Source organism: Streptomyces barringtoniae, assembly GCF_020819595.1.
Taxonomy (GTDB): domain Bacteria; phylum Actinomycetota; class Actinomycetes; order Streptomycetales; family Streptomycetaceae; genus Streptomyces; species Streptomyces barringtoniae.
The window spans coordinates 134,185-155,878 of the sequence record NZ_JAJHNP010000024.1 but is presented as its reverse complement, the minus strand read 5'-3'; the positions used below and the strand labels follow the sequence as shown (position 1 = coordinate 155,878).

Sequence of the window (21,694 nt, the reverse complement as noted above, 5' to 3'; positions counted from 1 at the left end):
ATGCAGCAATCTTGAGCAGCGCCGCGACCCGCCCCGCCGGCCCGGACGACCTGTGGTCGGTGGACGAACACCTGGAGGACATCCTCTCGACCGTCCGCCCCCTCGAACCCATCGAGCTGCAGCTGCTCGACGCCCAGGGCTGCGTCCTGGTCGAGGACGTGACGGTGCCGGTGTCCCTGCCGCCGTTCGACAACAGTTCCATGGACGGGTACGCGGTGCGGGTCACGGACGTGGCGGGCGCCAGTGAGGACTTCCCGGCCGTCCTGGAGGTCGTGGGCGACGTCGCGGCGGGCGCCGCCGCCCCGCTCCGGGTTGGCCCCGGCCAGGCCGCCCGCATCATGACCGGCGCCCCGCTGCCGCCCGGCGCCGAGGCCGTCGTCCCCGTGGAGTGGACCGACGGAGGGCTCGGGGAAGGCCCGGTGAGCGGGATGCGGGCGCGCAGCCTGGCCCCCGAGGGCGCCGAGGGGCAGGTGCGCGTGCACCGGCCCGCCGAGGCACGCGCACACGTGCGCGCCAAGGGCAGCGACGTGAAGGCCGGCGACCGCGCCCTGGAGGCCGGCACGATCCTCGGCCCGCCGCAGATCGCGCTGCTGGCCGCGATCGGCCGCGGCACGGTACGCGTGCGCCCGCGCCCGCGCGTGGTCGTTCTGTCCACCGGCAGCGAACTCGTCCAGCCCGGCGAGGAACTGGCCGGCGGCCAGATCTACGACTCCAACAGCTTCGCCCTCACCGCCGCCGCACGCGACGCCGGCGCCATCGCCTACCGGGTGGGTGCCGTCGCCGACGACGCCGAGACCCTGCGCTCCACCATCGAGGACCAGCTCGTCCGCGCCGACCTGATGGTGACCACGGGCGGGGTCAGCGTCGGGGCGTACGACGTCGTCAAGGAGGCGCTGTCGTACGTCGGCGACGAGGACGAGGCGGGCAGCGGCGTGGAGTTCCGCAAGCTCGCCATGCAGCCCGGCAAGCCCCAGGGCTTCGGCTCCATCGGCCCCGACCACACGCCGCTGCTGGCCCTGCCGGGCAACCCGGTGTCGTCGTACGTGTCCTTCGAGCTGTTCGTCCGTCCGGCCATCCGCGCCCTGATGGGCCTCACGGACGTGCACCGGCCCCGTGCCCGGGCCACCCTGAGGACCGACGAGGCGCTGCGCTCGCCCAAGGGGCGCCGGCAGTTCCTGCGCGGTGCGTACGGCGACGGCGAGGTGACCCCCGTGGGCGGCGCCGGCTCGCACCTGATCGCGGCGCTCGCGCGCGCCGACGCGCTGATCGTCGTCCCCGAGGACGTGGACTGCGTCGAGCCCGGGGCCGAGGTCGAGGTGGTACTGCTCGGCTGAGCCCTGCTGGTTGGGGGTACCGTGTCGCGCACAACAGGCCCGCGCACCGCACTGTGACGGGCCCGGACCGGGAGCGGCACACACCATGAGTACGCAGGACGGACTGACGCACATCGACGACTCGGGCGCGGCCCGCATGGTCGACGTATCGGGGAAGGACGTGACCGCGCGCACCGCCCGCGCCAGCGGCCGCGTCCTCGTCTCGCCCCGCGTGGTCGAGCTGCTGCGCGGCGAGGGGGTGCCCAAGGGCGACGCCCTCGCCACCGCGCGGATCGCCGGGATCATGGGCGCCAAGCGCACCCCGGATCTCATCCCGCTGTGTCACCCGTTGTCGGTGTCGGGTGTGAAACTGGATCTGTCGGTCGCGGACGACGCCGTGGAGATCCGGGCGACCGTGAAGACGACGGATCGTACGGGCGTCGAGATGGAGGCCCTCACCGCCGTGACGGTCGCCGCGCTCACCGTGATCGACATGGTCAAGGCGGTCGACAAGGGAGCGGTCATCACGGACGTGCGGGTGGAGGAGAAGACGGGCGGCAAGTCGGGCGACTGGAGCAGGGCATGACCTACCGTGCTCTGGTGGTCACCGCCTCCAACAGGGCTGCCGCGGGCGTCTACGAGGACAAGGGCGGCCCCTTGGTCGCCGACGGCCTGAAGAGCCTCGGGTTCGACGTCGACGGCCCCCGGGTGGTCCCGGACGGGGACCCCGTCGAGGCGGCCCTGCGCACGGGAGTCGACGCCGGCTACGACGCCATCGTCACCACCGGCGGCACCGGGATCTCGCCCACCGACCGCACGCCCGAGGCGACCCGCGCGGTGATCGACCGCGAGGTGCCCGGCATCGCGGAGGCCATCCGGGCCCACGGGCGGGAGAAGGTTCCGACCGCCGCGCTCTCCCGGGGCCTGGCCGGGGTGGCGGGGCGGACCCTGATCGTCAACCTGCCGGGCTCCACGGGCGGGGTGCGGGACGGCCTCGCCGTGCTGGAGCCCCTGCTGGTTCACGCCGTCGACCAGATCCGCGGCGGCGACCACCCCAGACCCAGCAGCGGGGGTGCGAGCTGAACAGCCCTTCCTGGCCCGTCGTGCTGGCGGACGGCGATGTCGTCCTCCGGCCGATAAGGCTGCGCGACCAGCGGGCCTGGCGCGAGGTGAACCGGCGCAACCGGGACTGGCTGCGCCCCTGGGAGGCGACCATTCCGCCGCCCACGCCGAGCGGGCCGATAGTGCACCGGCCGACCTACCGCCAGATGGTCCGGCACCTGCGTTCCGAGGCCAACGCGGGCCGGATGCTGCCGTTCGTCATCGAGTACCAGGGGCGGCTCGTCGGGCAGCTGACGGTCGCCGGGATCACCTGGGGATCGATGTGTTCGGGGCACGTCGGTTACTGGGTGGACGAGGCGGTGGCCGGGCACGGGGTGATGCCGACGGCCGTCGCGCTCGTGGTGGACCACTGTTTCCGCACCGTCGGACTGCACCGCATCGAGGTCTGCATTCGCCCCGAGAACCGGCCCAGCCGCCGGGTCGTGGAGAAACTCGGATTCCGCGAGGAGGGGCTCCGGCCGCGCTATCTGCACATCGACGGGGCCTGGCGCGACCATCTGGTGTTCGCGCTCACCGCGGAAGAGGTGCCCGACGGTTTGCTCGCACGGTGGCAGCGGGCACGCTCCCAGCAGGTGCGGCAGAAACCCCAGAGCACTGGAAATTGAATATGTGTTCGAAATTGATCGGTTGTTGACCGTCTCAGGGGCATTGAATTCGCGCCCGAGGTGGTCGCTGATCGCATCGGTCGCAAAAAAAGCTGGAAATATCAGCCGGATCGTGCGACACACCGGCTCAATTGGCGGATGGCCTCACGCAAACCCCTCTACGGTGTGAGATGTGAGCAGCAGCGGCCTCATCTACGCAGTCATTGTCGGGGCCTGGGCCGCCTACTTGGTGCCGATGTGGCTCCGTAGGCAGGACGAGCTGAACGAGGCCCGTCCGACGGAACGCTTCAGCACCGCCATCCGGCTGCTATCCGGACGGGCGGGAATGGAGCGCCGGTACGCCAAGGACCTGCGGGCGCGCTCCGACCAGGAGGGGGAGCCGGACGCCGGTGATCCGGACGCCGTCACCGACTCGGTGGACGTCCGGGCCTTCGCCATGCCTCCGACCCGCCGTCAGGTGCACGCCGACGCCGAACCCGAGGCGTCCGGGAGGGCGGAACCGGCACGCGAAAAGGACGTCGCACCGGCGTCCAAGTCCGGCTCCGCACCGGCGCAGAAGCCAGTGCCTTCCGATCGGCGTGCGTCCTCGGCGCAGGCGGCCGCAGCGCGCGCTCGGCGCACGAAGGTCCTTGCGCGCCGCAGGCGCACCACCGTGGTCCTCTTCCTCGCCTTCACGCTGGGCGCGATCGTCGCTGCCGTCGGCGGGCTCGCCTTCCTGTGGGCGCCCGCCGCACCGGCCGTGCTGCTCAGCGCGTACATCGCCTACCTGCGCTCCCAGGAACGCCGCCGCTTCGCGTACCAGATGGACCGCCGGCGTGCCGAGGTGGCCGCCCAGCGGCTGCGGGAGCGGGAGCGCCAGCCGCGCCGCCGCGCGCCCCTCGAGGCGGGACCCGGCGCGGACGAAACGGAGGACGCCCCTCAGGCCCAGACGGACACCGGGCTCGCCGCACTCGCCGCGGACCGGCGCGCCCTGGTCGAGCAGACGGACCATGCCGAGTGGGTCGACCAGCAGCGCGAACGGCAGCGGCGGCCCGGCGGGGACAGCTGGGACCCCGTGCCGGTGCCCCTGCCGACGTACGTGACCGCGCCGGTCGCGCCGCGTGCCACCTCCGACGTGGACCTGGGGGCGCCCGACACGTGGAGTTCGGCGCGTTCCAGCTCGGTCGCGCCGGAGCACGAGGCGGGCCCCGCGCCGCGGGCCGACGCGGACGAGCGGACGAGCGAGCCCGAGGGCAAGCCGGCGGACAGCCGCAACGACTCGACGCCCCACGCCCGCTCGCGCACCCGCGGCGGGAACCCCGGCGCGGCCTCCGCTCGCCGGGCGCGCGAGCGCGGACGCACCCCCCTCTTCGATCAGTACGAGGACGGCGACCGCCCGCGCGCGGCCAACGAGTGACGCCCGCCACACTCCTGGACGGCGCGCTGACCAGTCAGGGAACGGATTTCCAAGCACCCCGATCGGGATGCTAAAGTTTCACTCGTTGCAAGGGCCTGTGGCGCAGTCCGGTAGCGCACCTCGTTCGCATCGAGGGGGCCAGGGGTTCAAATCCCCTCAGGTCCACGCAGCTCAAAGCCCCGGTAGGGATATCCCGACCGGGGCTTTGACGTGTCGTACAGCAGCGAAGTACAGCTTTCCGCCCGGTTGCCTACACCAGTAGGTCGGATCAAACCGAGGGCCGCGCCAAGCGCGGCGGCGCCGGTCGGTCGCCACACGCAGCGGCCACATTCCAACACGGGCACGGGGACGAACGGTGATCCCCGACGGTGCAGGTCAAAGACGCTTTGTGTTGCCGAAAGAGGCCGGATCGTGGTGGCGGTGGCATGCGGGCCGACGCTGCCAGATACGCGGGCGCTCGTACGGCCCGCTGATCCCGCACCAGGCCGCCAGCCGGACGGCGGACGCGGCTATGGGAGGGGGAGAACCCCACTGTGGCTGGGGCGGTCGGCTCCGCGACTTTGGCCAGCCACTTTGGCGCGAGCCTCGAAGATCACGGCCCCAACGTCGTGCCTTACCGGGCAGGTCCACAGACTGCCTGACGCGCCGGAAGCTCACGGGGCCGTGATCACTCGCGCCAAAGCAGCTCCCGGCCGAAGTCGCTGCGCCGACCTCGCTGATGGCTGCGCCTCGCATCGATTGCTTTCAGGAGACGGTGGACTCGGTAGGCGTTGCGAAAAGAGCAGATCAGGCGATTTCGTCCCCTATAGCCCTGAAGTGTCAGCAGCGCGCTGAAGAGACTGGAATGCGATTATTGGAGCGATGAGGTGATCGCTCGACGATCGCAAGGGGGCGACCCGTGGACGCCTCGAACGAACTCCTTCGAAGGGCAGAACCGTCGGCTCTGCTGTACCCGGACGGCGCCGTCCGCTCCCTGAACGAAGCGATGGCCAGCGCGCTGAGCAGGCCGGCCGAACAGTGTGTGGGCCGCTGCATATGGGAGCTGCTGCCCACGAGTCAGCGCTCCGTGGCCAAGCGCATCGTGGCCAATGCGAACAAGCAGCAGCTGACGATGCGGGTGCTGGAGCTTCCCAGGCCCGGCAGGGTGTGCCTGGTCACCCTCGTAGAAGCGCGGCCGACGACTGCGGCCGGGGGCAAGCAGCTGGTGTGGGTGCACGCGCTGAACGTGCACAACGACCTCGGCAGCCTGCTGATCCCGTTCCGAGAATCGGCAAAGGCCGCCGGCCTCGGGCTGTGCGTGTACCTGCCACAGGTAGAGCAGCTCGAATGGCTGGGAGGGGCACCCGCCGTGGGCGCGCTGTTCCCGGAGGCCTCGATGCCCCTGCCCTGGATGGTCCGGCACGTCCACCCCGACGACCGGGGCATCCTGCGGCAGCTCCTGGACTCGGGGACCACCGGGCGTCCCTGGACCGGCCTGCGGTTCCAGACCGAGCGCGGTGACTGGCACCAACTGGCCTGCCAGACCCGGAGGATCCAGCTGGGGTACGACGGCCCGGAACAGGTCTTCGGGACGATCCGCGACGACACCCGGCAAGAGGCGCGCCGAAAGAGGATGCTGGCCGCGCTGGGTGTCGAGCGGCGTCGTGCCGACGAGTTCGCCGAGTTCTCCTTCGCTCTCATCCGCACTGCCACCGAGCAGGAGCTGCGGCAGGTCGTTCTGACCCGGCTCGCCGCGACCTTCGGCGGCAGCGGCGCGGCGCTCATGCTCGTCGAGGACGGGCGCCTGTTCGCCTCCTCGGATGGCGGGCTGACGTGGCGGGCCGAGGTCCCGCCTCGCATATCGCTGGACGTGCAGTCCCCGATGGCCCAGGCGACGCGCACCGGCAAGCCACTATTCATCGCCAATCAGGAGGAATTCCTCCGCCGCTGGCCGCACGCAGACGCATCGCCCCTGCAATGGCCCGGCCCCGACGCCGCCGTGTCGATCACCCCCCTCGGCCCCCCCGGCGACCGACCGCTCGGGGCTTGGATGGTGGCTTACGACAGCGGGCACCGTCCGTCCCCGGACGAGAGTGCGTTCATGCTCACACTGGCCGAGCTCGCAGGCCAGGCGTTGGCGCGCATCAGATCACAGCAGGCCCGCGTCGAGCTGGCCACGGCGGTCCAACGACACATGCTCCCGACACTGCCCGAACATCTACCGGGCCTGGAGGTCGCAGCCCGCTACCGGCCCCGCGGGGCCGGGCTCGACATCGGCGGAGACTGGTACGACGCCTTCCCCGTGCCGAACGGTGCGGTGGCTCTGGAGATCGGCGACGCCCAGGGGCACGATGTGGATGCCGCTGCCTTCATGGGACAGGTGCGCGGCGCCATGCGCGCGATCGCCGCCCACGAACCGAACCCCGGCGCCGTGCTGACGCACGTCAATCAGCTGCTCGTCGCGATGGACGCACCACGGTTCGCCAGCTGCACCATGCTGCACATCGATCCACGCGACGGACAGGTCACCGGCGTCAGCGCCGGCCACGTGCCCCTGCTGTGTGCCCACGAGGACGGCAGCCATGACATCCGCCGGCTTCCGGGTGGTCCGGTCCTGGGAGTCCTGCCGGACGTCGACTACCCGCAGGAGACCTTCACGCTGGACAGGGACACCGCGCTGGTCATGGTCACCGACGGCGTGGTCGAAGCGCCAGACCTCTCGCTGGACGCCGGACTGGAGCACACCGGAGCAGTGGCCGCCCAGGCCCTCCACGACGGACTCAGCCCCGAGGAGACCGCCGACCGAATCCTCGACGACGCGATTGCGATGAACCACCCGGACGACCTCGCCGTGCTGGTCGTCCGACGCACCTGATGAACTCACGTGATCAAGCTCCGTAGTCACCGCGAGTGCTGTACAGCAGGGAAGTACAGCAACCACCGCAACCACCCCCGACCATCACCGACCCCAGGCAACCGTCTGACGTGCTCGGCAAACCTCAGCGACCATCGGGCCCATAGTTCGCAACGAGGGGGCCAGGGGTTCAAATCCCCTCAGGTCCACGCAGCATGAAGCCCCAGTCGGCGAGCCGACTGGGGCTTCATCGTCTTCACAGCCGCTTCGCGAAGCAGCGGCTCTCCTCGTGGTGGCGGTAGTAGCCGAACTTGGCGCACGGCTCGTAGCCGCTGGCGGTGTACAGGGCGATGGCCTCCGGCTGCTTGCTCCCGGTCTCCAGGACCATGCGGATGCGGCCGGCTGCGCGGGCGTCCTCCTCCAGGGCCGTGAGGATCCGGCGGGCCAGGCCGCGGCCGCGCATCTCCGCTATGACGAACATGCGCTTCAGCTCGGCGTCGCCGTCCTCGTTGCCCTCCTCGTTGCGATCCCGGCTGCGCCAGCCGCCGGTGGCCACGGGGCGGTCGAACTCGTCGTACGCGATCAGGTAGACGCCGTGGGGCGGGTCGAAGTCCCTCGTGTCGAGGACGGTGGCGTCGCCGTCGTCGCCGTAGCGCTCGGCGTACTCGGCCTGGACCTCGTCGTTGAGTTTCACGGCGTCAGGGTGATCGAAACGAACGCGACGTATAATCATGCTGGTTATCGTACTTCTATGCAGGCGGTGGGGCCTCGGGCTTTGAGGGCTCCGACCAGTGTGCCGGTATCGTGCCGGGGTGCTGACTGTGACCTCGGTGAACGTGAACGGACTGCGAGCCGCCGCCAAGAAGGGCTTCGTGGAGTGGCTCGCGCAGACGGAAGCGGACGTCGTCTGCCTGCAGGAGGTGCGCGCCGAGCCGCATCAGCTGCCCGAGGAGGTGCGGCAGCCCGACGGCTGGCACGTCGTGCACGCCCCGGCCGCCGCCAAGGGCCGTGCGGGCGTCTCCCTCTACACCCGGCGCGAGCCCGACCGCGTCCGGGTCGGCTTCGGCTCGCCCGAGTTCGACGACAGCGGCCGCTATGTCGAGGCCGACCTGCCCGGCGTCACCGTCGCCTCCCTCTATCTGCCCTCCGGCGAGGTGGGCACCGAGCGGCAGGACGAGAAGGTCCGCTTCATGGGCGAGTTCCTCGCCCACCTCAAGGCGCTGCGCGAGCGGGCCGCCGCCGACGGCCGCGAGGTCCTCGTCTGCGGCGACTGGAACATCGCCCACCGGCAGGCCGACCTCAAGAACTGGCGCGGCAACACCAAGAACTCCGGCTTCCTGCCCGAGGAACGGGAGTGGCTCGGGCGGGTCCTCGCGGCGGAGGACGGCGGCTACGTCGACGTCGTACGGGCCCTGCACCCGGACCTCGAGGGTCCGTACACCTGGTGGTCGTACCGCGGGCGGGCCTTCGACAACGACTCCGGATGGCGCATCGACTACCAGGTCGCCACGTCCGGTCTCGCCGGCAAGGCGGTCAAGGGCGTCGTCGAGCGCGCGGCCACGCACGCCGAGCGCTGGTCCGACCACGCGCCCGTGACCGTCGTCTACGACCTCTAGTCCCGCTTGCTGATCCGCCGGTCCAGCGCCAGCGACAGTTCCGCCTCCACCACGCTGCGGGCCAGCGGGCGCAGACGGTGGAGGTCCTCCTCGGGAGCGTGGCGCAGGATCAGGTCGGTGAAGAGTTCGGCCAGGGCGTCGGCGTGTTCGCGGACGCGGGCGGCGGCCGTGAGGACCTCGGCGAGCGGGATGCCCTCGCGGACCATGGCGGAGGAGACGTCCAGCAGGCGGCGGCTGATGTGGACGATCTCGTCGCCGTCGGTGCCGAGGTAGCCGAGTTCCATCGCGGCGGCGAGGTTCTCGGGGGTGACCTCGCCCTCGAAGCGGGCGGCGAGTTCCTCCGGGGTGAGGCGGACCGGCTCCTCCTCCGTGGGGGTGCCGACGCCGAGCAGGTCCGCGACGTCGCGGCCCTGGTCGAGGGCTTCTGCGAGTTCCGCGATGCCGCTGAGGGTGTGGCCGCGCTCCAGCAGGGCGGCGATGGTGCGCAGACGGGCCAGGTGGTGGTCGTCGTACCAGGCGATACGGCCCTCGCGGCGGGGCGGCGGGATCAGCTTGCGCTCGCGGTAGAAGCGCAGCGTGCGCACGGTGATGCCGGCCAGTCGCGCCAGCTCCTCCATGCGGTATTCGCGCCGTGCCTGCGGATGGGCCTCCGAGTGTTCTGCGTCCTCTGCCACGCCCGAAGCCTATGGTGTACCGCCGGTAACTTCCTTCCCCCGCCCCCTACCGCTCGGTACGGGGCTGCTCTACAGTCCCATTGCGCCAGTGTTCACTGGCAGAGTCCAAGGCGATGCGTGGAGGCTTCGGGATGGCCGAGCACGAGCATGTACGGGTGGCGGTGATCGGGTCCGGGTTCGGCGGGCTGGGGGCCGCCGTGCGGCTGCGCCGCGAAGGGATCACCGACTTCGTCGTCCTGGAGCGGGCGGACGGCGTCGGCGGCACCTGGCGGGACAACAGTTACCCCGGGTGCGCCTGTGACGTGCCCTCCCACCTCTACTCCTTCTCCTTCGCGCCCAACCCCGACTGGCCGCGCACCTTCTCCGGCCAGCAGCACATCCGCGCCTACCTCGAGCACGTCACCGACCTCTTCGGACTGCGCCCCCACATCCGCTTCGACTCCGAGGTCGAGCTGATGACCTGGGACGCCGGGAACCTGCGGTGGGAGATCGAGACCGCGCGCGGCACGCTCACCGCCGACGTGGTCGTCTCCGCCACCGGTCCGCTGTCCGACCCGAAGATCCCCGAGATCCCGGGCCTCGCGTCCTTCCCGGGCAAGGTGTTCCACTCCGCCCGCTGGGAACACGACTACGACCTGCGCGGCAAGCGCGTCGCCATGGTCGGCACCGGCGCCTCCGCCATCCAGATCGTGCCCGCGATCCAGCCGCGGGTCGGCCGGCTCACCCTCTTCCAGCGCACCCCGCCGTGGGTGATGCCGCGCCTCGACCGCGCCATCAGCGGCGCCGAGCGCCGGCTGCACCGGTCCGTGCCCTTCACCACCCAGCTCAGGCGCGGCCTGCTGTGGGGCATCCGGGAGCTGCAGGTCCAGGCGTTCACCAAGCACCCCGACGAACTCGGCCTGGTCGAGCAGCTCGCCAAGCGCAACATGGCCCGCGCCGTCAAGGACCCGGCCCTGCGCGCCAAGCTCACCCCCGACTACCGCATCGGCTGCAAGCGGATCCTGCTGTCCAGCGAGTACTACCCGGCGCTGGCCAGGCCGAATGTGGACGTCGTCGCCAGCGGGCTGAGCGAGATCCGCGGGTCGACCGTCGTCGCCGCGGACGGTACGGAGGCCGAGGTCGACGCGATCATCTTCGGTACGGGCTTCCACGTCACGGACATGCCGATCGCCGAACGGGTGGTCGGGGCGGAGGGCATCACCCTCGCCGAGTCCTGGAAGAACGGCATGCAGGCGCTGCGCGGCGCCGCGGCCGCCGGCTTCCCGAACTGGATGACGATCATCGGGCCCAACACCGGCCTCGGGAACTCCTCCATGATCCTCATGATCGAGTCCCAGCTGAACTACATGGCCGACTATCTGCGGCAACTCGACGTCCTGGGCGGCTGTACGGCCCTCGACGCCCGGCCCGCGGCCGTCGAGGACTGGAACCGCAAGGTCCAGGAGCGCATGAAGCGCACCGTGTGGAACACCGGCGGCTGCACCAGCTGGTACCTGGACGCCAGCGGCCGCAACACCACCATCTGGCCCGGTACGACGTCCGAGTTCCGGCGCGCGACCCGGCGGGTGGACCTGGCGGAGTACGAGGTCATCCGCAAGACCGCCACGACCGCCACGACCGACGGCAAGCCGGCCGGTATGGCCGTACAGAAGGCCGAGACGGCCGTACAGAAGGCCGGAACGGCCGCAGAGAAGACGGTGGCCGCCGTGCCGCAGAGCGAGGGTGCCGCATGAGCAGGACCGCCTCCGTGACCTCGGGGCCGTACGCCCCGCCCACCCCCTCCCGTGAACTCACCGTCGTCTCCGCCGACGGCGCGCGGCTGCACGTCGAGGTGCACGGCCCCGAGGACGCGCCCCCCGTCGTCCTCTCCCACGGCTGGACCTGCTCGACCGCCTTCTGGGCGGCGCAGATACGGGACCTGGCTACGGACCACCGCGTGATCGCGTACGACCAGAGGGGGCACGGGCGCAGTCCCGCGAGCCCCGTGTGCACCACCCACGCGCTGGCGGACGACCTCGAAGCGGTCCTCGCGCAGACGCTCGGGCCCGGGGAGAAGGCGCTGATCGTCGGACACTCCATGGGCGGGATGACCGTCATGGCCGCGGCCGCGCGCCCCCGCTTCCGTGCCCACGCCGCCGCCGTCCTGCTGTGCAGCACCGGCAGCTCGCGGCTGGTGGCGGAGGCGCGCGTGGTGCCGCTCGGCGCCGGGCGCGTGCGCACCTGGATCACCGGGCGCATTCTCGGCTCGCGCGCTCCGCTCGGCCCGGTCACGCCGGTCGCGAAGGGCATCCTCAAGTACGCCACCATGGGCGCCGGTTCCGCCCCGCACATGGTGGAGGCGTGCGCACGGATCGTGCACGCCTGCCCGCGCGCCGCGCGGCACGCCTGGGCGCGCGCACTCGAGGCGCTCGATCTCGACCACGGCGTAGGGGAGTTGCACGCGCCCACCGCGATCGTGCACGGCGGGTCCGACCGGCTCACGCCCCCCGTGCACGCCCGTGCGCTGGTCGCCGCGCTGCCGCACTGCGTCGGCCTCACCGAGCTGACCGGCGTCGGCCACATGACCCCCGTCGAGGCCCCCGACCTGGTGACCGGCAGGATCCGGGAACTCGTCACCACCTATGTCATCCCCGAGAAGGCCACAGGCGTGGAGATCAAGGAGGGCGCATGAGCAGGGTCAGCCTCGAAGGGCAGGTCGCGGTCGTCACCGGAGCGGCGCGCGGCGTCGGAGAGCTGCTGGCGCGCAAGCTCTCCGCGCGCGGCGCGAAGGTGGCGCTGGTCGGGCTGGAGGAGGAGGCGCTCAAGGACGTCTCCTCGCGCCTGCACAGCGACAGCGCCTACTGGTACGCCGACGTCACCGACCACGAGACCATGAGCCGGGTCGCGCAGGAGGTGAAGGCGCGGTTCGGGAAGGTCGACATCGTGGTCGCCAACGCCGGTGTGGCGACGGGCGGTCCGTTCGCCGACTCCGACCCGCAGGCCTGGCGGCGGGTGATCGAGGTGAACCTGATCGGTTCGGCGGTGACGGCGCGGGCGTTCCTGCCGGTGCTGGTGGAGAGCCGGGGCTATCTGCTCCAGATCGCCTCGCTCGCCGCGATCACTCCGGCGCCGATGATGACGGCGTACTGCGCGTCCAAGTCGGGCGTGGAGGCATACGCGCACAGTCTGCGCGCCGAGGTCGGCTACCAGGGCGTGCGCGTCGGTGTCGCCTACCTGTCCTGGACCGACACCGACATGGTGCGCGGCGCCGACCAGGACGACGTCATGCGGGAGTTGCGCCAGCGGCTGCCGTGGCCGTCCAACAAGACGTACCCGCTGGGGCCGGCGGTGGACCGGCTGGTCGCCGGGATCGAGCGGCGCTCGGCGCATGTGTACGGGCAGTGGTGGCTGCGCGGCATGCAGGGCGTGCGCGGGTATCTGCCGGCACTCATCGGGACGGTCGGGCAGCGCGAGATGAAACGGTTCGCGCCCCGGCTGCAGGGGATGCGCTCCGGGCTCGTCGGTGCAGGTGGGGAGGCCGACGAAGCAGCGCGCGCTACGCGCCGTGACTGATCCACATGCGCTCCGTGGTCGCCCGTGTGAATCTGGTCGAGGCCCCACAGAGGGGCCGGACTCTCCACCTCACCCACCACGGGAGTGAACCCACATGGGTATGAAGGACAAGGCCAACGAGTGGCAGGAACAGGGCAAGCAGAAGATCGGTGAGGCCCGTGAGCGGGCCGGCCAGCGCGGCCAGCAGCAGCCGCAGCGTGGCCAGCAGCAGCCCCCGCGCGGCCAGCAGCAGCCCCAGCGTGGCCAGCAGCAGCAGCAGCAGCAGCCGCAGCGCGGTCGCGAGAATCTGCGCGACATCGAGGACACGGAAGCGGAGATGGAAGACCGCTTCGACCGGGACTACGACGCGTAGTCGCTGCGCTCGGCTTTGGCCGGTTTCTGGCGCGGGGCGCCCTTCTTGTCGAAGGGTGCCCTGCGTTTGTCTTCCGGGATGGTTCCGGTCGTCGTCGGGTGCGGGTTCGTTGTGGCTTGTCGCGCAGTTCCCCGCGCCCCTTCGATGCGCGGCCCTTGTTGATCAGCTCCCTGTGTCCCTCCTCGGAAGCCTGGGGCGGGCTCGGTTGGGGACCTCGGTGTAGTCGGGGGGGATGGCGGCCGGGTTGGTTTCCAGTAGTTCCAGGGCCAGTTCCACCGCGTCGGCCAGCTGGGCGTGCCGGCCTTCCGCCCAGTCCAGGGGGGTGCGCATGATCTCCAGGTCGGGGGCGACGCCGTGGTTCTCCACGGACCAGCCGTAGGCGTCGAACCAGGCCGCGTTCATCGGCACCGTGATGACGGTGCCGTCGCCCAGCCGGTGCCGGCCGGTCATGCCGACCACGCCGCCCCAGGTGCGCTGGCCGACCACCGGGCCGAGTTTCAGCAGCCTGAAGGCGGCCGTGATCATGTCGCCGTCCGAGGAGGTCGCCTCGTCGGCGAGCGCGACCACCGGGCCCCTCGGCGCGTTCGAGGTGTACGACACCGGTTGCGCGTCGCGCGTCAGGTCCCAGCCCAGGATCGTGCGGGTCAGCTTCTCGATGACGAGTTCGCTGATGTGCCCGCCCGCGTTGCCGCGCACGTCCACGATCAGGGCGGGCCGGGACACCTCCATGCGCAGGTCGCGGTTGAACTGGGCCCAGCCGGAGCCGCCCATGTCGGGGATGTGCAGGTAGCCGCACTTGCCGCCGCTCAACTCCCGTACGACCTCGCGGCGTTTGGCGACCCAGTCCTGGTAGCGCAGCGGCCGTTCGTCGATGAGCGGGACGACGGCGACCCGGCGGGCCCGGCCCGGCTCGCCTTCCGCGGGAAGGAACGTCAGCTCCACGGTCGTACCGCCGGAGCCGGCGAGCAGCGGATAGGGTCCGGTCACCGGGTCGACCGGGCGGCCGTCCACGTGGGTGAGGATCGCGCCCTCGCGGATGCCCGTGCCGGCCAGCGGTGAGCGGGCCTTGGAGTCGGAGGAGTCGCCGGGCAGGATGCGCCTGATCCTCCAGCGGCCGTCGCGGCGGACGAGGTTGGCGCCGAGGAGGCCCTGCCAGCGCTGGTAGTGGGGCGGGCCCTCGTTGCGGCGGGCGGCGGTGACGTAGGCGTGCGAGGTGCCCAGCTCACCGAGGACCTCCCGCAGGAGATCGGCGAACTCGTCGGGGGAGGCGACCCGTTCGACGAGGGGACGGTACTGGTCGAGCACCGAGTCCCAGTCGATGCCGGACATGCCCGGGTCCCAGAAGTAGGCGCGGATGAGGCGGCCCGCCTCGTCGAAGGCCTGGCGCCACTCGGCGGGCGGGTCGACCACGTGCAGGATGCGGCGCAGGTCGATCCAGACGGTCGTGTCGCTGTCGCCCATCTCCGTGGAGGGCACGGCGCGCAGGTCGCCCTCGTCCACGACGACCAGCCGGGTGCCGTCGCCGCTGACCGCGAACCAGTCCAGGTGGTCGACCAGTTCGGACTTCTTCGCCTTGGCGAGGTTGAAGTGCTCCAGGGTCGGGCGGCCGCTGACGTCGGCCGGGTTGGCGAAGGTCTCGCCGAGCGCTCCGGAGATCGGCCAGCGCAGCCAGACCAGGCCGCCGCCGGCGACCGGGTGCAGCCCGGAGTACTTGGAGGCGATCACCGGGAACGGCGTGACCCGCATCGCCAGGCCCTCCACCTCCACGGTCACCGTGCCGGCCTCGCCGGTCTCCTCCTCCTCGACCGGGTCGAGGCCGCCGGCCGCCGGACGGCCCTCGGGGTTCAGGGCGAAGGGGGAGAGGGTCGCCGAGTTCAGCGGCACGAGGTACGGGCGGCAGCCGAGCGGGAAGGACAGGTCGCCGGTGTGGACGTCGTACACCGGGTCGAAGCCGCGCCAGGAGAGGAAGGCGAGATAGCGGCCGTCGCGGGTGAAGACGGGTTTCTCGTCCTCGAAGCGGCCGTTGGTCACGTCCACGATCAGCCGGTCCTTGATGCGGGCCAGCTTGATCTGGCGCAGGGAGCGGCCGATGCCCGGGTGGGACCAGGTGAGCCAGGCGCCGTCCGGCGAGAAGGCGAGGTCGCGCACGGGGCCGTTGACGGACCGGATCAGCTCGGTCACGTGCTCGCCGACATCGGCGGCACCTGAGCCACCGTCACCGGACTCACCGGACTCACCGGACTCATCGGACTCACCGGACTCACCGGACTCACGGGGCTCAAGCGAGTCACCGGAGTCACCCGGCCCACTCCCCGCGTCCGCCGTTTCCTCGGTGACCTGGCCGACCTGGCCCTCGGTGCCTTCCGGCTCCTCCGCCACATCGATCAGCAGCAGCCGTCCGTCGTGCGAGGCGACCGCCAGCCGTTCGCCCAGGGGGTCGGAGACCATCTCCAGGACGCGGCCCATCAGGCCGGAGGCGAGCCGGCGGGGAGGGAGGTCGCCGGTCGCGCGGGGCAGCTGGGCGATCTCGACGGCGTCCTCGCCCTCGGCGTCCGTCACATAGGCCACCTGCCCGGTCGTGCCCAGCATCTCCGGCAGCCGTACCCGCACCCCGGGCGTGTCGGTGATCGTACGGGCGGGGCCGTCGCGGTGGGTGAGCCAGTACAGGCTGCCGCGTACGACCACGGCGCTGGCCCGGCCGGTCTCGTCCACGGAGACGCCGTCGACGTTCTGCGCGGCCGGCGCCTGGTGGCGGCGGCGTCCGTTGGCCGGCCCGCCCAGGCGGATGTCCAGCTTGTGCGGTACGCCCCCGGGGGAGAAGTCGTCCACCAGCCACAGGTCGCCCGCGCACTGGTAGACCACCCGTGTGCCGTCGCCGGCGGCGTGCCGGGCGTAGAAGGCGTCGTGGTCGGTGTGGCGGCGCAGGTCGGTGCCGTCGTACGCGCAGGAGTAGAGGTTGCCGACGCCCTCGTGGTCGGAGAGGAAGGCGATCCGGCCGGCGACGAACATGGGGCAGGCCAGGTGGCCGCCGATGTCGGGCACCAGCCGACGCCCGTGCAGCCAGAGGCGGCCCATGGCGCCGCCGCGGTAGCGCTTCCAGGAGGCCGGTTCGTGCGGCGGGGTGCCGGTGAGCAGCAGTGTCCGGTGCTCGCCGTCGACGTCGGCGACCTGGATGTCGGCGACCGGGCCCCAAGGCAGTTTGCGGCCGGGGTCGCCGTCGGTGGACACCTTGTAGGCCCAGGTGAAGTGGGAGAAGGGCTCGCCGTGGGAGGCGACGGCGAGGATGTCGCACGTGCCGTCCTCCTCCGGGGGCGTCCAGCCGCAGACCTGTGTGTCGGTGCTGCCCCAGTACGTCAGCTGCCGCGCGGGGCCGCCCCCGACGTCGACGAGGTGGATCTCGGGGACGAGACTGCGCCAGCTCGTGAAGGCGATCAGGCGGCCGTCGGGGGAGAAACGCGGGTGCCCTTCCTTCGTACGGTCCGCCGTCAGCCGCCAGGCGCGGCCCGGGGCGTCGAGCGGGGCCAGCCAGACGTCGTCCTCGGCCACGAAGCACACCAGGTCGCCACTGAGGTGGGGAAAGCGCAGATAGCTCACCCTCCCCATGCTTTTCCGCCCGCTGGGGCCCAGCAACTTATGCGCCCCTCACGTTCGTGACCCAACACACGTACGAAACGGTTTCGTTTCGAACCGTCTCGGGGTATCTTCATGGAGGTACGAAGAAGCAGGTTCCGGAGTGGGAAGGCGAGTGACATGACCGAGGCCGTCGCAGCGTCGCGTCGCAGCCGGATCACGCCCGAGCGCGAGGCCGAGTTGTACGAGGCCGTGCTCGACCTGCTCCGGGAGGTCGGCTACGACGCCCTCACCATGGACGCCGTCGCCGCCCGCACCCGCTCCAGCAAGGCCACGCTCTACCGCCAGTGGGGCGGCAAGGCCGAGCTGGTGGCGAAGGCGGTGCGGCACAACAAGCCGGGCGGCTCCGCGGACGGGGTCGACACCGGGTCGCTCAGAGGCGACCTGCACGCCCTCACCCTGCGCTCCGACGACTGCGAGATGGAACAGAACTCCGCGCTGATGCGGGGTCTGGCGATGGCCGTCCACGGCAACCCGGACCTCCTGAAGGCGTTCAAGGAGCATCTCATCGAGCCGGAGCTGGCGGAGTTCCGCCGAGTGCTGCAGCGGGCGATCGACCGGGGCGAGGTCCGTGCGGACAACCCCGCGATCGACTACGTGATGCACATGATGATCGGCGGGTTCGCCGCCCGCTCGCTCATCGACGAGCAGCCGCCCACACAGGCCTTCCTCCTGTCGTACATCGACGCCGTGGTCCTCCCCGCCCTCGGCGTCACCACCACCTGATCGCCCTCTGGTCCCCGAGCAAGCCCACCGTCTGACGTCACCGCTCACGTCGTCGGGCTGATCACCCCTGCCCTGATGAACCCAACGACCTGACCGGGAGTACGCCTCCGTGGCCACGTTTCTGTACAAGCTCGGCCGTCTCGCCTTCCGGCGACGGCACTTCGTCGCCCTCATATGGGTCGCGCTGCTCACCCTGGCCGGGGTGGGCGCCGCCTCCGCGCCGCCCGCCGGCAGCACGTCCTTCTCCATCCCCGGCACCGAGGCCCAGAAGGCCTTCGACCTGCTGGAACAGCGCTTCCCCGGGATGAGCGCCGACGGCGCCACCGCACGGGTCGTCTTCAAGGCGCCCGGCGGCGAGAAGATGACCGACCACGACAACAAGGCGGCCGTCGAGAAGACGGTGAAGGAGCTGCGGAGCGGCTCCGAGGTCGTCTCCGTCGCCGACCCCTACGCCGGGCACGCGGTCAGCAGGAACGGCACGATCGCCTACGCGTCGGTGAAGTACAAGGTCTCCGGCATGGAGCTGAAGGACTCCTCCAAGGACGCCCTGAAGGAGGCCGCCCAGCACGCGCGTGACGCCGGGCTGACCGTCGAGGTCGGCGGTGACGCGCTCACCGCGACCCCGGAGACCGGCTCCAGCGAGGCGATCGGCCTCGTGATCGCCGCCGTCGTCCTCGTCATCACCTTCGGCTCGCTGCTCGCGGCCGGATTCCCGCTGCTCACCGCCATCATCGGCGTCGGCATCGGCGTCTCCACCATCACCGCGCTCGCCAGCGCCCTGGACCTCGGCACCACGACCTCCACCCTGGCGTCGATGATCGGCCTGGCCGTCGGCATCGACTACGCCCTCTTCATCGTCTCCCGCTACCGCGCCGAACTGGCCGAGGGCCGCGAGCGCGAGGACGCGGCCGGACGCGCCGTCGGCACGGCGGGCTCGGCGGTGGTCTTCGCCGGCCTCACCGTCGTCATTGCCCTGGTCGGCCTGTCGGTCGTCAACATCCCGATGCTGACCAAGATGGGCGTCGCAGCGGCGGGCACCGTCGCCATCGCCGTCCTCATCGCGCTGACGATGATCCCGGCGCTGCTCGGCTACGCGGGCCGCAAGGTCAAGCCGGCCGGCCAGAAGAGCAGGCTGCTGGGCGGCGGCCGTACGCCGAAGAAGCCCGGCCGCCCCAACATGGGCACCCGCTGGGCGAGTTTCGTGGTGCGGCGCCCGGTCGCCGTCCTGCTGCTCGGCGTGCTCGGTCTCGGCGCGGCGGCGATCCCGGCCTCCTCCCTGGAACTGGGCCTGCCCGACGACGGCTCCCAGCCCACCTCCACCACCCAGCGCCGCGCCTACGACCTGCTCTCCGAGGGCTTCGGTCCGGGCTTCAACGGCCCCCTGATGGTCGTGGTCGACGCCAAGGACAGCGCCCACCCCAAGAAGGCGTTCACCGAGGTCGGCGACGAGATCAAGGGTCTGAAGGACGTCGTCACGGTCACCCCGGCCGTGCCCAACAAGGCCGGCGACACCGCGACGATCACCGTCGTACCCAAGTCCAAGCCGTCCTCGAAGACGACCGAGGACCTGGTGCACGCCATCCGCGACAAGGGCGCGGGCATCGCCGAGAAGACCGACTCCAGGCTGCTGGTCACCGGCTCCACGGCGATGAACATCGACGTCTCGCAGAAGCTGAACGACGCGCTGCTGCCCTACCTGGCGCTGGTGGTCGGCCTGGCCTTCCTGCTTCTGATCGTGGTCTTCCGCTCGGTCCTCGTCCCGCTGAAGGCGGCCCTCGGCTTCCTGCTCAGCGTGCTCGCGGCCCTCGGCGCGGTCGTCGCGGTCTTCCAGTGGGGCTGGCTGTCGGGCCTGATGAACGTCGAGCAGACCGGCCCGGTCATGTCGATGATGCCGATCTTCATGGTGGGTGTCGTCTTCGGTCTGGCGATGGACTACGAGGTCTTCCTCGTCACCCGGATGCGGGAGGCGTACGTCCACGGCGAGAAGCCCAGCCAGGCCGTCGTGACCGGATTCAAGCACGGGGCGCGGGTCGTCACGGCCGCCGCCGTCATCATGATCGCCGTCTTCTCCGGCTTCATCGGCTCCAGCGAGGCGATGGTCAAGATGATCGGCTTCGGCCTCGCGATCGCCGTGTTCTTCGACGCGTTCATCGTCCGCATGGCCGTCGTCCCGGCGGTCCTCGCCCTGCTCGGCAAGCGGGCCTGGTGGCTGCCGAAGTGGCTCGACCGCGCGCTGCCCAACGTGGACGTCGAGGGCGAGGGCCTGCGCACGGAGTCCTCCGCGGGCGGCAAGGACGCCGACCCCGACGGGGAGAGGGAGCTGGTACGGGTCTGACGTACCGCTCCTGAGTCGGAGCCGCCGGTGAGGGTGCCCGTGGGGACGGGGCTGCACCCTCACCGGCTTTCCGCACCCTCACCGGCGTTCCGCCCGGCCCGGGAAAACGCCGTGATCAGGGCACGGGCGATGCCGTAGCGTGCCCGGCATGACGACGACAGCCGCCACTGACGCCGAAGAATCCGGAGCCCACCCCCGCTTCGCCGAGGCCCTGCGCGCGCTCGGGCTCGAGGACCTCCTCGCCCGTGCCCGGCGGTTCCCGGAGGCCACCCGCACCGCAGCCGAGGCCGCCGCCGCGATCGGGTGCGGGCTCAGCCAGATCTGCAAGTCCCTGGTCTTCGCCGCCGACGGGGTACCGGTGCTGGTCCTCATGGACGGGGCCTCGCGCGTGGACGTCGAGCGGGTACGGGAGGAACTGGACGCCGGCAAGGTCACCCGGGCCGACGCCGGTGTCGTACGCGAGACCACCGGGTACGCCATCGGCGGCGTGCCGCCCTTCGGGCACCGCACACGCACGCGTGTCCTCGCCGACCGCTCGCTGCTCGCCCACGACGTGGTCTGGGCGGCCGCCGGAACGCCGCACACCGTCTTCCCGATCGAGCCGAACGCGCTCGTGACCCACGCCGGTGCCGAACTGGTGGACGTGCGCGAGCAGACCGCGTGACGCCGCTCGTCACCGCCGCCGTCCTGCTCGCCGCCATCACCCACGCCAGCTGGAACGCCATCGCGCACCGCATCACCGACAAACTCGTCGGCTTCACCCTCATCTCCGGGGGCGGGGTGCTGATCGGGCTGGCGATCGCGCCGTTCGTGGCCTTCCCGGCGGCGGCCGCCTGGCCGTACCTGCTGGTCTCGGCGGTCGTCCACATCGTCTACTACGCCCTGCTGATGACCTCCTTCCGGCTCGGCGACTTCGGGCAGGCGTACCCCATCGCGCGCGGCAGCGCCCCGCTCGTGGTCACGGTGCTGGCCGCCGCGTTCGCGCACGAGGTGCCCGACGACTGGGCGCTGGCCGGGATCGCCGTGTCCTGCGTGGGACTCATCGGCGTCAGCCTGTGGGGGCTGCGCGGCAGGCGGCCCGACTGGGCGGCGATCGGCGCGGCCCTCGCGACCGGGCTGGCGATCGCGGCGTACACGGTGATCGACGGCCTGGGCGTACGCGCCGCGCACTCACCGCTCGGGTACATCGCCTGGCTCATGGCCATCGAAGGACTCGTCATCCCGGTCTACATGTGCGCACGCGCGCGTGCCGACACCGTCCGGCTGCTCCGCCCCCACGCCGCCCTCGGCCTGCTCGGCGCCGCCCTGTCCGTCACCGCGTACGCCCTGGTCCTCTGGGCGCAGACCCGCGCCGAACTCGCCCCGATCGCAGCCCTGCGCGAGTCCTCGATCATCGTCGGTGCGGCGATCGGTGCGCTGTTCTTCAAGGAGCGGTTCGGCGCGCCCCGGCTGGCGGCGGCGGGTCTACTGGTCGTGGGGATCTCACTGATGCTGCACGCGGGGTAGTCGCAGGCCGAGGTGGAGTTCTTCCAACAGAGCT

The 21,694-nt window shown here is 71.4% G+C and carries 18 protein-coding genes and 1 tRNA gene; 16 read left to right on the top strand and 3 right to left on the bottom strand.

Going from position 1 to position 21,694, the window contains the following annotated elements; translation table 11 throughout:
- Nucleotides 1-11 precede the first annotated feature (11 nt).
- The 7 genes from glp to LMU33_RS34250 all read left to right on the top strand — a co-directional run bounded on the left by glp (nt 12) and on the right by LMU33_RS34250 (nt 7,290).
- On the top strand, nt 12-1,334 hold the full coding sequence (gene glp, locus LMU33_RS34280) for a molybdotransferase-like divisome protein Glp (protein ID WP_228624796.1): 1,323 nt from the start codon (nt 12-14) through the stop codon (nt 1,332-1,334).
- Between the two features lie 85 nt (nt 1,335-1,419).
- Nucleotides 1,420-1,899, top strand: coding sequence for a cyclic pyranopterin monophosphate synthase MoaC (gene moaC / locus LMU33_RS34275; RefSeq protein ID WP_228624784.1), 480 nt, complete (start codon nt 1,420-1,422; stop codon nt 1,897-1,899).
- On the top strand, nt 1,896-2,396 hold the full coding sequence (locus LMU33_RS34270) for a MogA/MoaB family molybdenum cofactor biosynthesis protein (protein WP_228624782.1): 501 nt from the start codon (nt 1,896-1,898) through the stop codon (nt 2,394-2,396). Before moaC ends, LMU33_RS34270 begins: the two co-directional genes overlap by 4 nt.
- Before the next feature lie 20 nt (nt 2,397-2,416).
- A complete protein-coding gene (locus tag LMU33_RS34265) occupies nt 2,417-3,040 on the top strand; it encodes a GNAT family N-acetyltransferase (RefSeq protein ID WP_228624780.1) in 624 nt (207 codons plus the stop codon).
- Nucleotides 3,041-3,212: 172 nt separating this feature from the next.
- Entirely contained in the window at nt 3,213-4,436 is a 1,224-nt protein-coding gene (sepX, locus tag LMU33_RS34260) for a divisome protein SepX/GlpR (RefSeq protein ID WP_228624779.1), read from the top strand.
- Nucleotides 4,437-4,527: 91 nt separating this feature from the next.
- Nucleotides 4,528-4,601, top strand: a tRNA-Ala gene (locus tag LMU33_RS34255).
- Between the two features lie 733 nt (nt 4,602-5,334).
- Nucleotides 5,335-7,290 carry a PP2C family protein-serine/threonine phosphatase gene (locus tag LMU33_RS34250; protein ID WP_228624777.1) on the top strand — a complete coding sequence of 652 codons (1,956 nt, stop codon included), beginning with the start codon at nt 5,335-5,337 and terminating at the stop codon, nt 7,288-7,290.
- Between the two features lie 235 nt (nt 7,291-7,525).
- Here the strand turns inward: LMU33_RS34250 and LMU33_RS34245 are convergent, their stop codons facing one another.
- Complete coding sequence (locus LMU33_RS34245; protein WP_228624775.1) at nt 7,526-8,002, bottom strand: GNAT family N-acetyltransferase; 477 nt, start codon at nt 8,000-8,002, stop codon at nt 7,526-7,528.
- 79 nt (nt 8,003-8,081) lie between these two features.
- Here LMU33_RS34245 and LMU33_RS34240 point away from each other — a divergent pair, with 79 nt between their 5' ends.
- On the top strand, nt 8,082-8,885 hold the full coding sequence (locus LMU33_RS34240) for an exodeoxyribonuclease III (RefSeq protein WP_228624773.1): 804 nt from the start codon (nt 8,082-8,084) through the stop codon (nt 8,883-8,885).
- Here LMU33_RS34240 and LMU33_RS34235 read toward each other — a convergent pair.
- Complete coding sequence (locus LMU33_RS34235; RefSeq protein ID WP_228624794.1) at nt 8,882-9,502, bottom strand: MerR family transcriptional regulator; 621 nt, start codon at nt 9,500-9,502, stop codon at nt 8,882-8,884. The two genes, LMU33_RS34240 and LMU33_RS34235, sit on opposite strands and share 4 nt — an antisense overlap.
- 188 nt (nt 9,503-9,690) lie before the next feature.
- On the opposite strand from LMU33_RS34235, the gene LMU33_RS34230 reads away from it, so the two are divergent.
- The 4 genes from LMU33_RS34230 (at nt 9,691) to LMU33_RS34215 (ending at nt 13,463) form a co-directional block, all read left to right on the top strand.
- Entirely contained in the window at nt 9,691-11,292 is a 1,602-nt protein-coding gene (locus LMU33_RS34230) for a flavin-containing monooxygenase (protein ID WP_228624771.1), read from the top strand.
- Nucleotides 11,289-12,230, top strand: a complete 942-nt coding sequence (locus LMU33_RS34225; RefSeq protein WP_228624769.1) for an alpha/beta fold hydrolase — start codon at nt 11,289-11,291, stop codon at nt 12,228-12,230. Before LMU33_RS34230 ends, LMU33_RS34225 begins: the two co-directional genes overlap by 4 nt.
- Nucleotides 12,227-13,111 carry an SDR family oxidoreductase gene (locus LMU33_RS34220; RefSeq protein WP_228624767.1) on the top strand — a complete coding sequence of 295 codons (885 nt, stop codon included), beginning with the start codon at nt 12,227-12,229 and terminating at the stop codon, nt 13,109-13,111. Before LMU33_RS34225 ends, LMU33_RS34220 begins: the two co-directional genes overlap by 4 nt.
- Before the next feature lie 94 nt (nt 13,112-13,205).
- Nucleotides 13,206-13,463, top strand: a complete 258-nt coding sequence (locus LMU33_RS34215) for a hypothetical protein (protein ID WP_228624765.1) — start codon at nt 13,206-13,208, stop codon at nt 13,461-13,463.
- A 162-nt stretch (nt 13,464-13,625) separates the two neighbouring features.
- Here LMU33_RS34215 and LMU33_RS34210 read toward each other — a convergent pair whose 3' ends face one another.
- Nucleotides 13,626-17,066, bottom strand: coding sequence for a S41 family peptidase (locus LMU33_RS34210; RefSeq protein WP_228624763.1), 3,441 nt, complete (start codon nt 17,064-17,066; stop codon nt 13,626-13,628).
- A 147-nt stretch (nt 17,067-17,213) separates the two neighbouring features.
- Between LMU33_RS34210 and LMU33_RS34205 the strand changes: the two genes are divergently transcribed.
- The 4 genes from LMU33_RS34205 (at nt 17,214) to LMU33_RS34190 (ending at nt 21,660) form a co-directional block, all read left to right on the top strand.
- Entirely contained in the window at nt 17,214-17,819 is a 606-nt protein-coding gene (locus LMU33_RS34205; protein WP_228624761.1) for a TetR/AcrR family transcriptional regulator, read from the top strand.
- 109 nt (nt 17,820-17,928) lie between these two features.
- A complete protein-coding gene (locus LMU33_RS34200) occupies nt 17,929-20,154 on the top strand; it encodes an MMPL family transporter (RefSeq protein ID WP_228624759.1) in 2,226 nt (741 codons plus the stop codon).
- 148 nt (nt 20,155-20,302) lie between these two features.
- Entirely contained in the window at nt 20,303-20,818 is a 516-nt protein-coding gene (locus LMU33_RS34195) for a YbaK/EbsC family protein (protein WP_228624757.1), read from the top strand.
- A complete protein-coding gene (locus LMU33_RS34190; protein ID WP_228624755.1) occupies nt 20,815-21,660 on the top strand; it encodes an EamA family transporter in 846 nt (281 codons plus the stop codon). The genes LMU33_RS34195 and LMU33_RS34190 overlap by 4 nt, the downstream gene beginning before the upstream one ends.
- Nucleotides 21,661-21,694 lie beyond the last annotated feature (34 nt).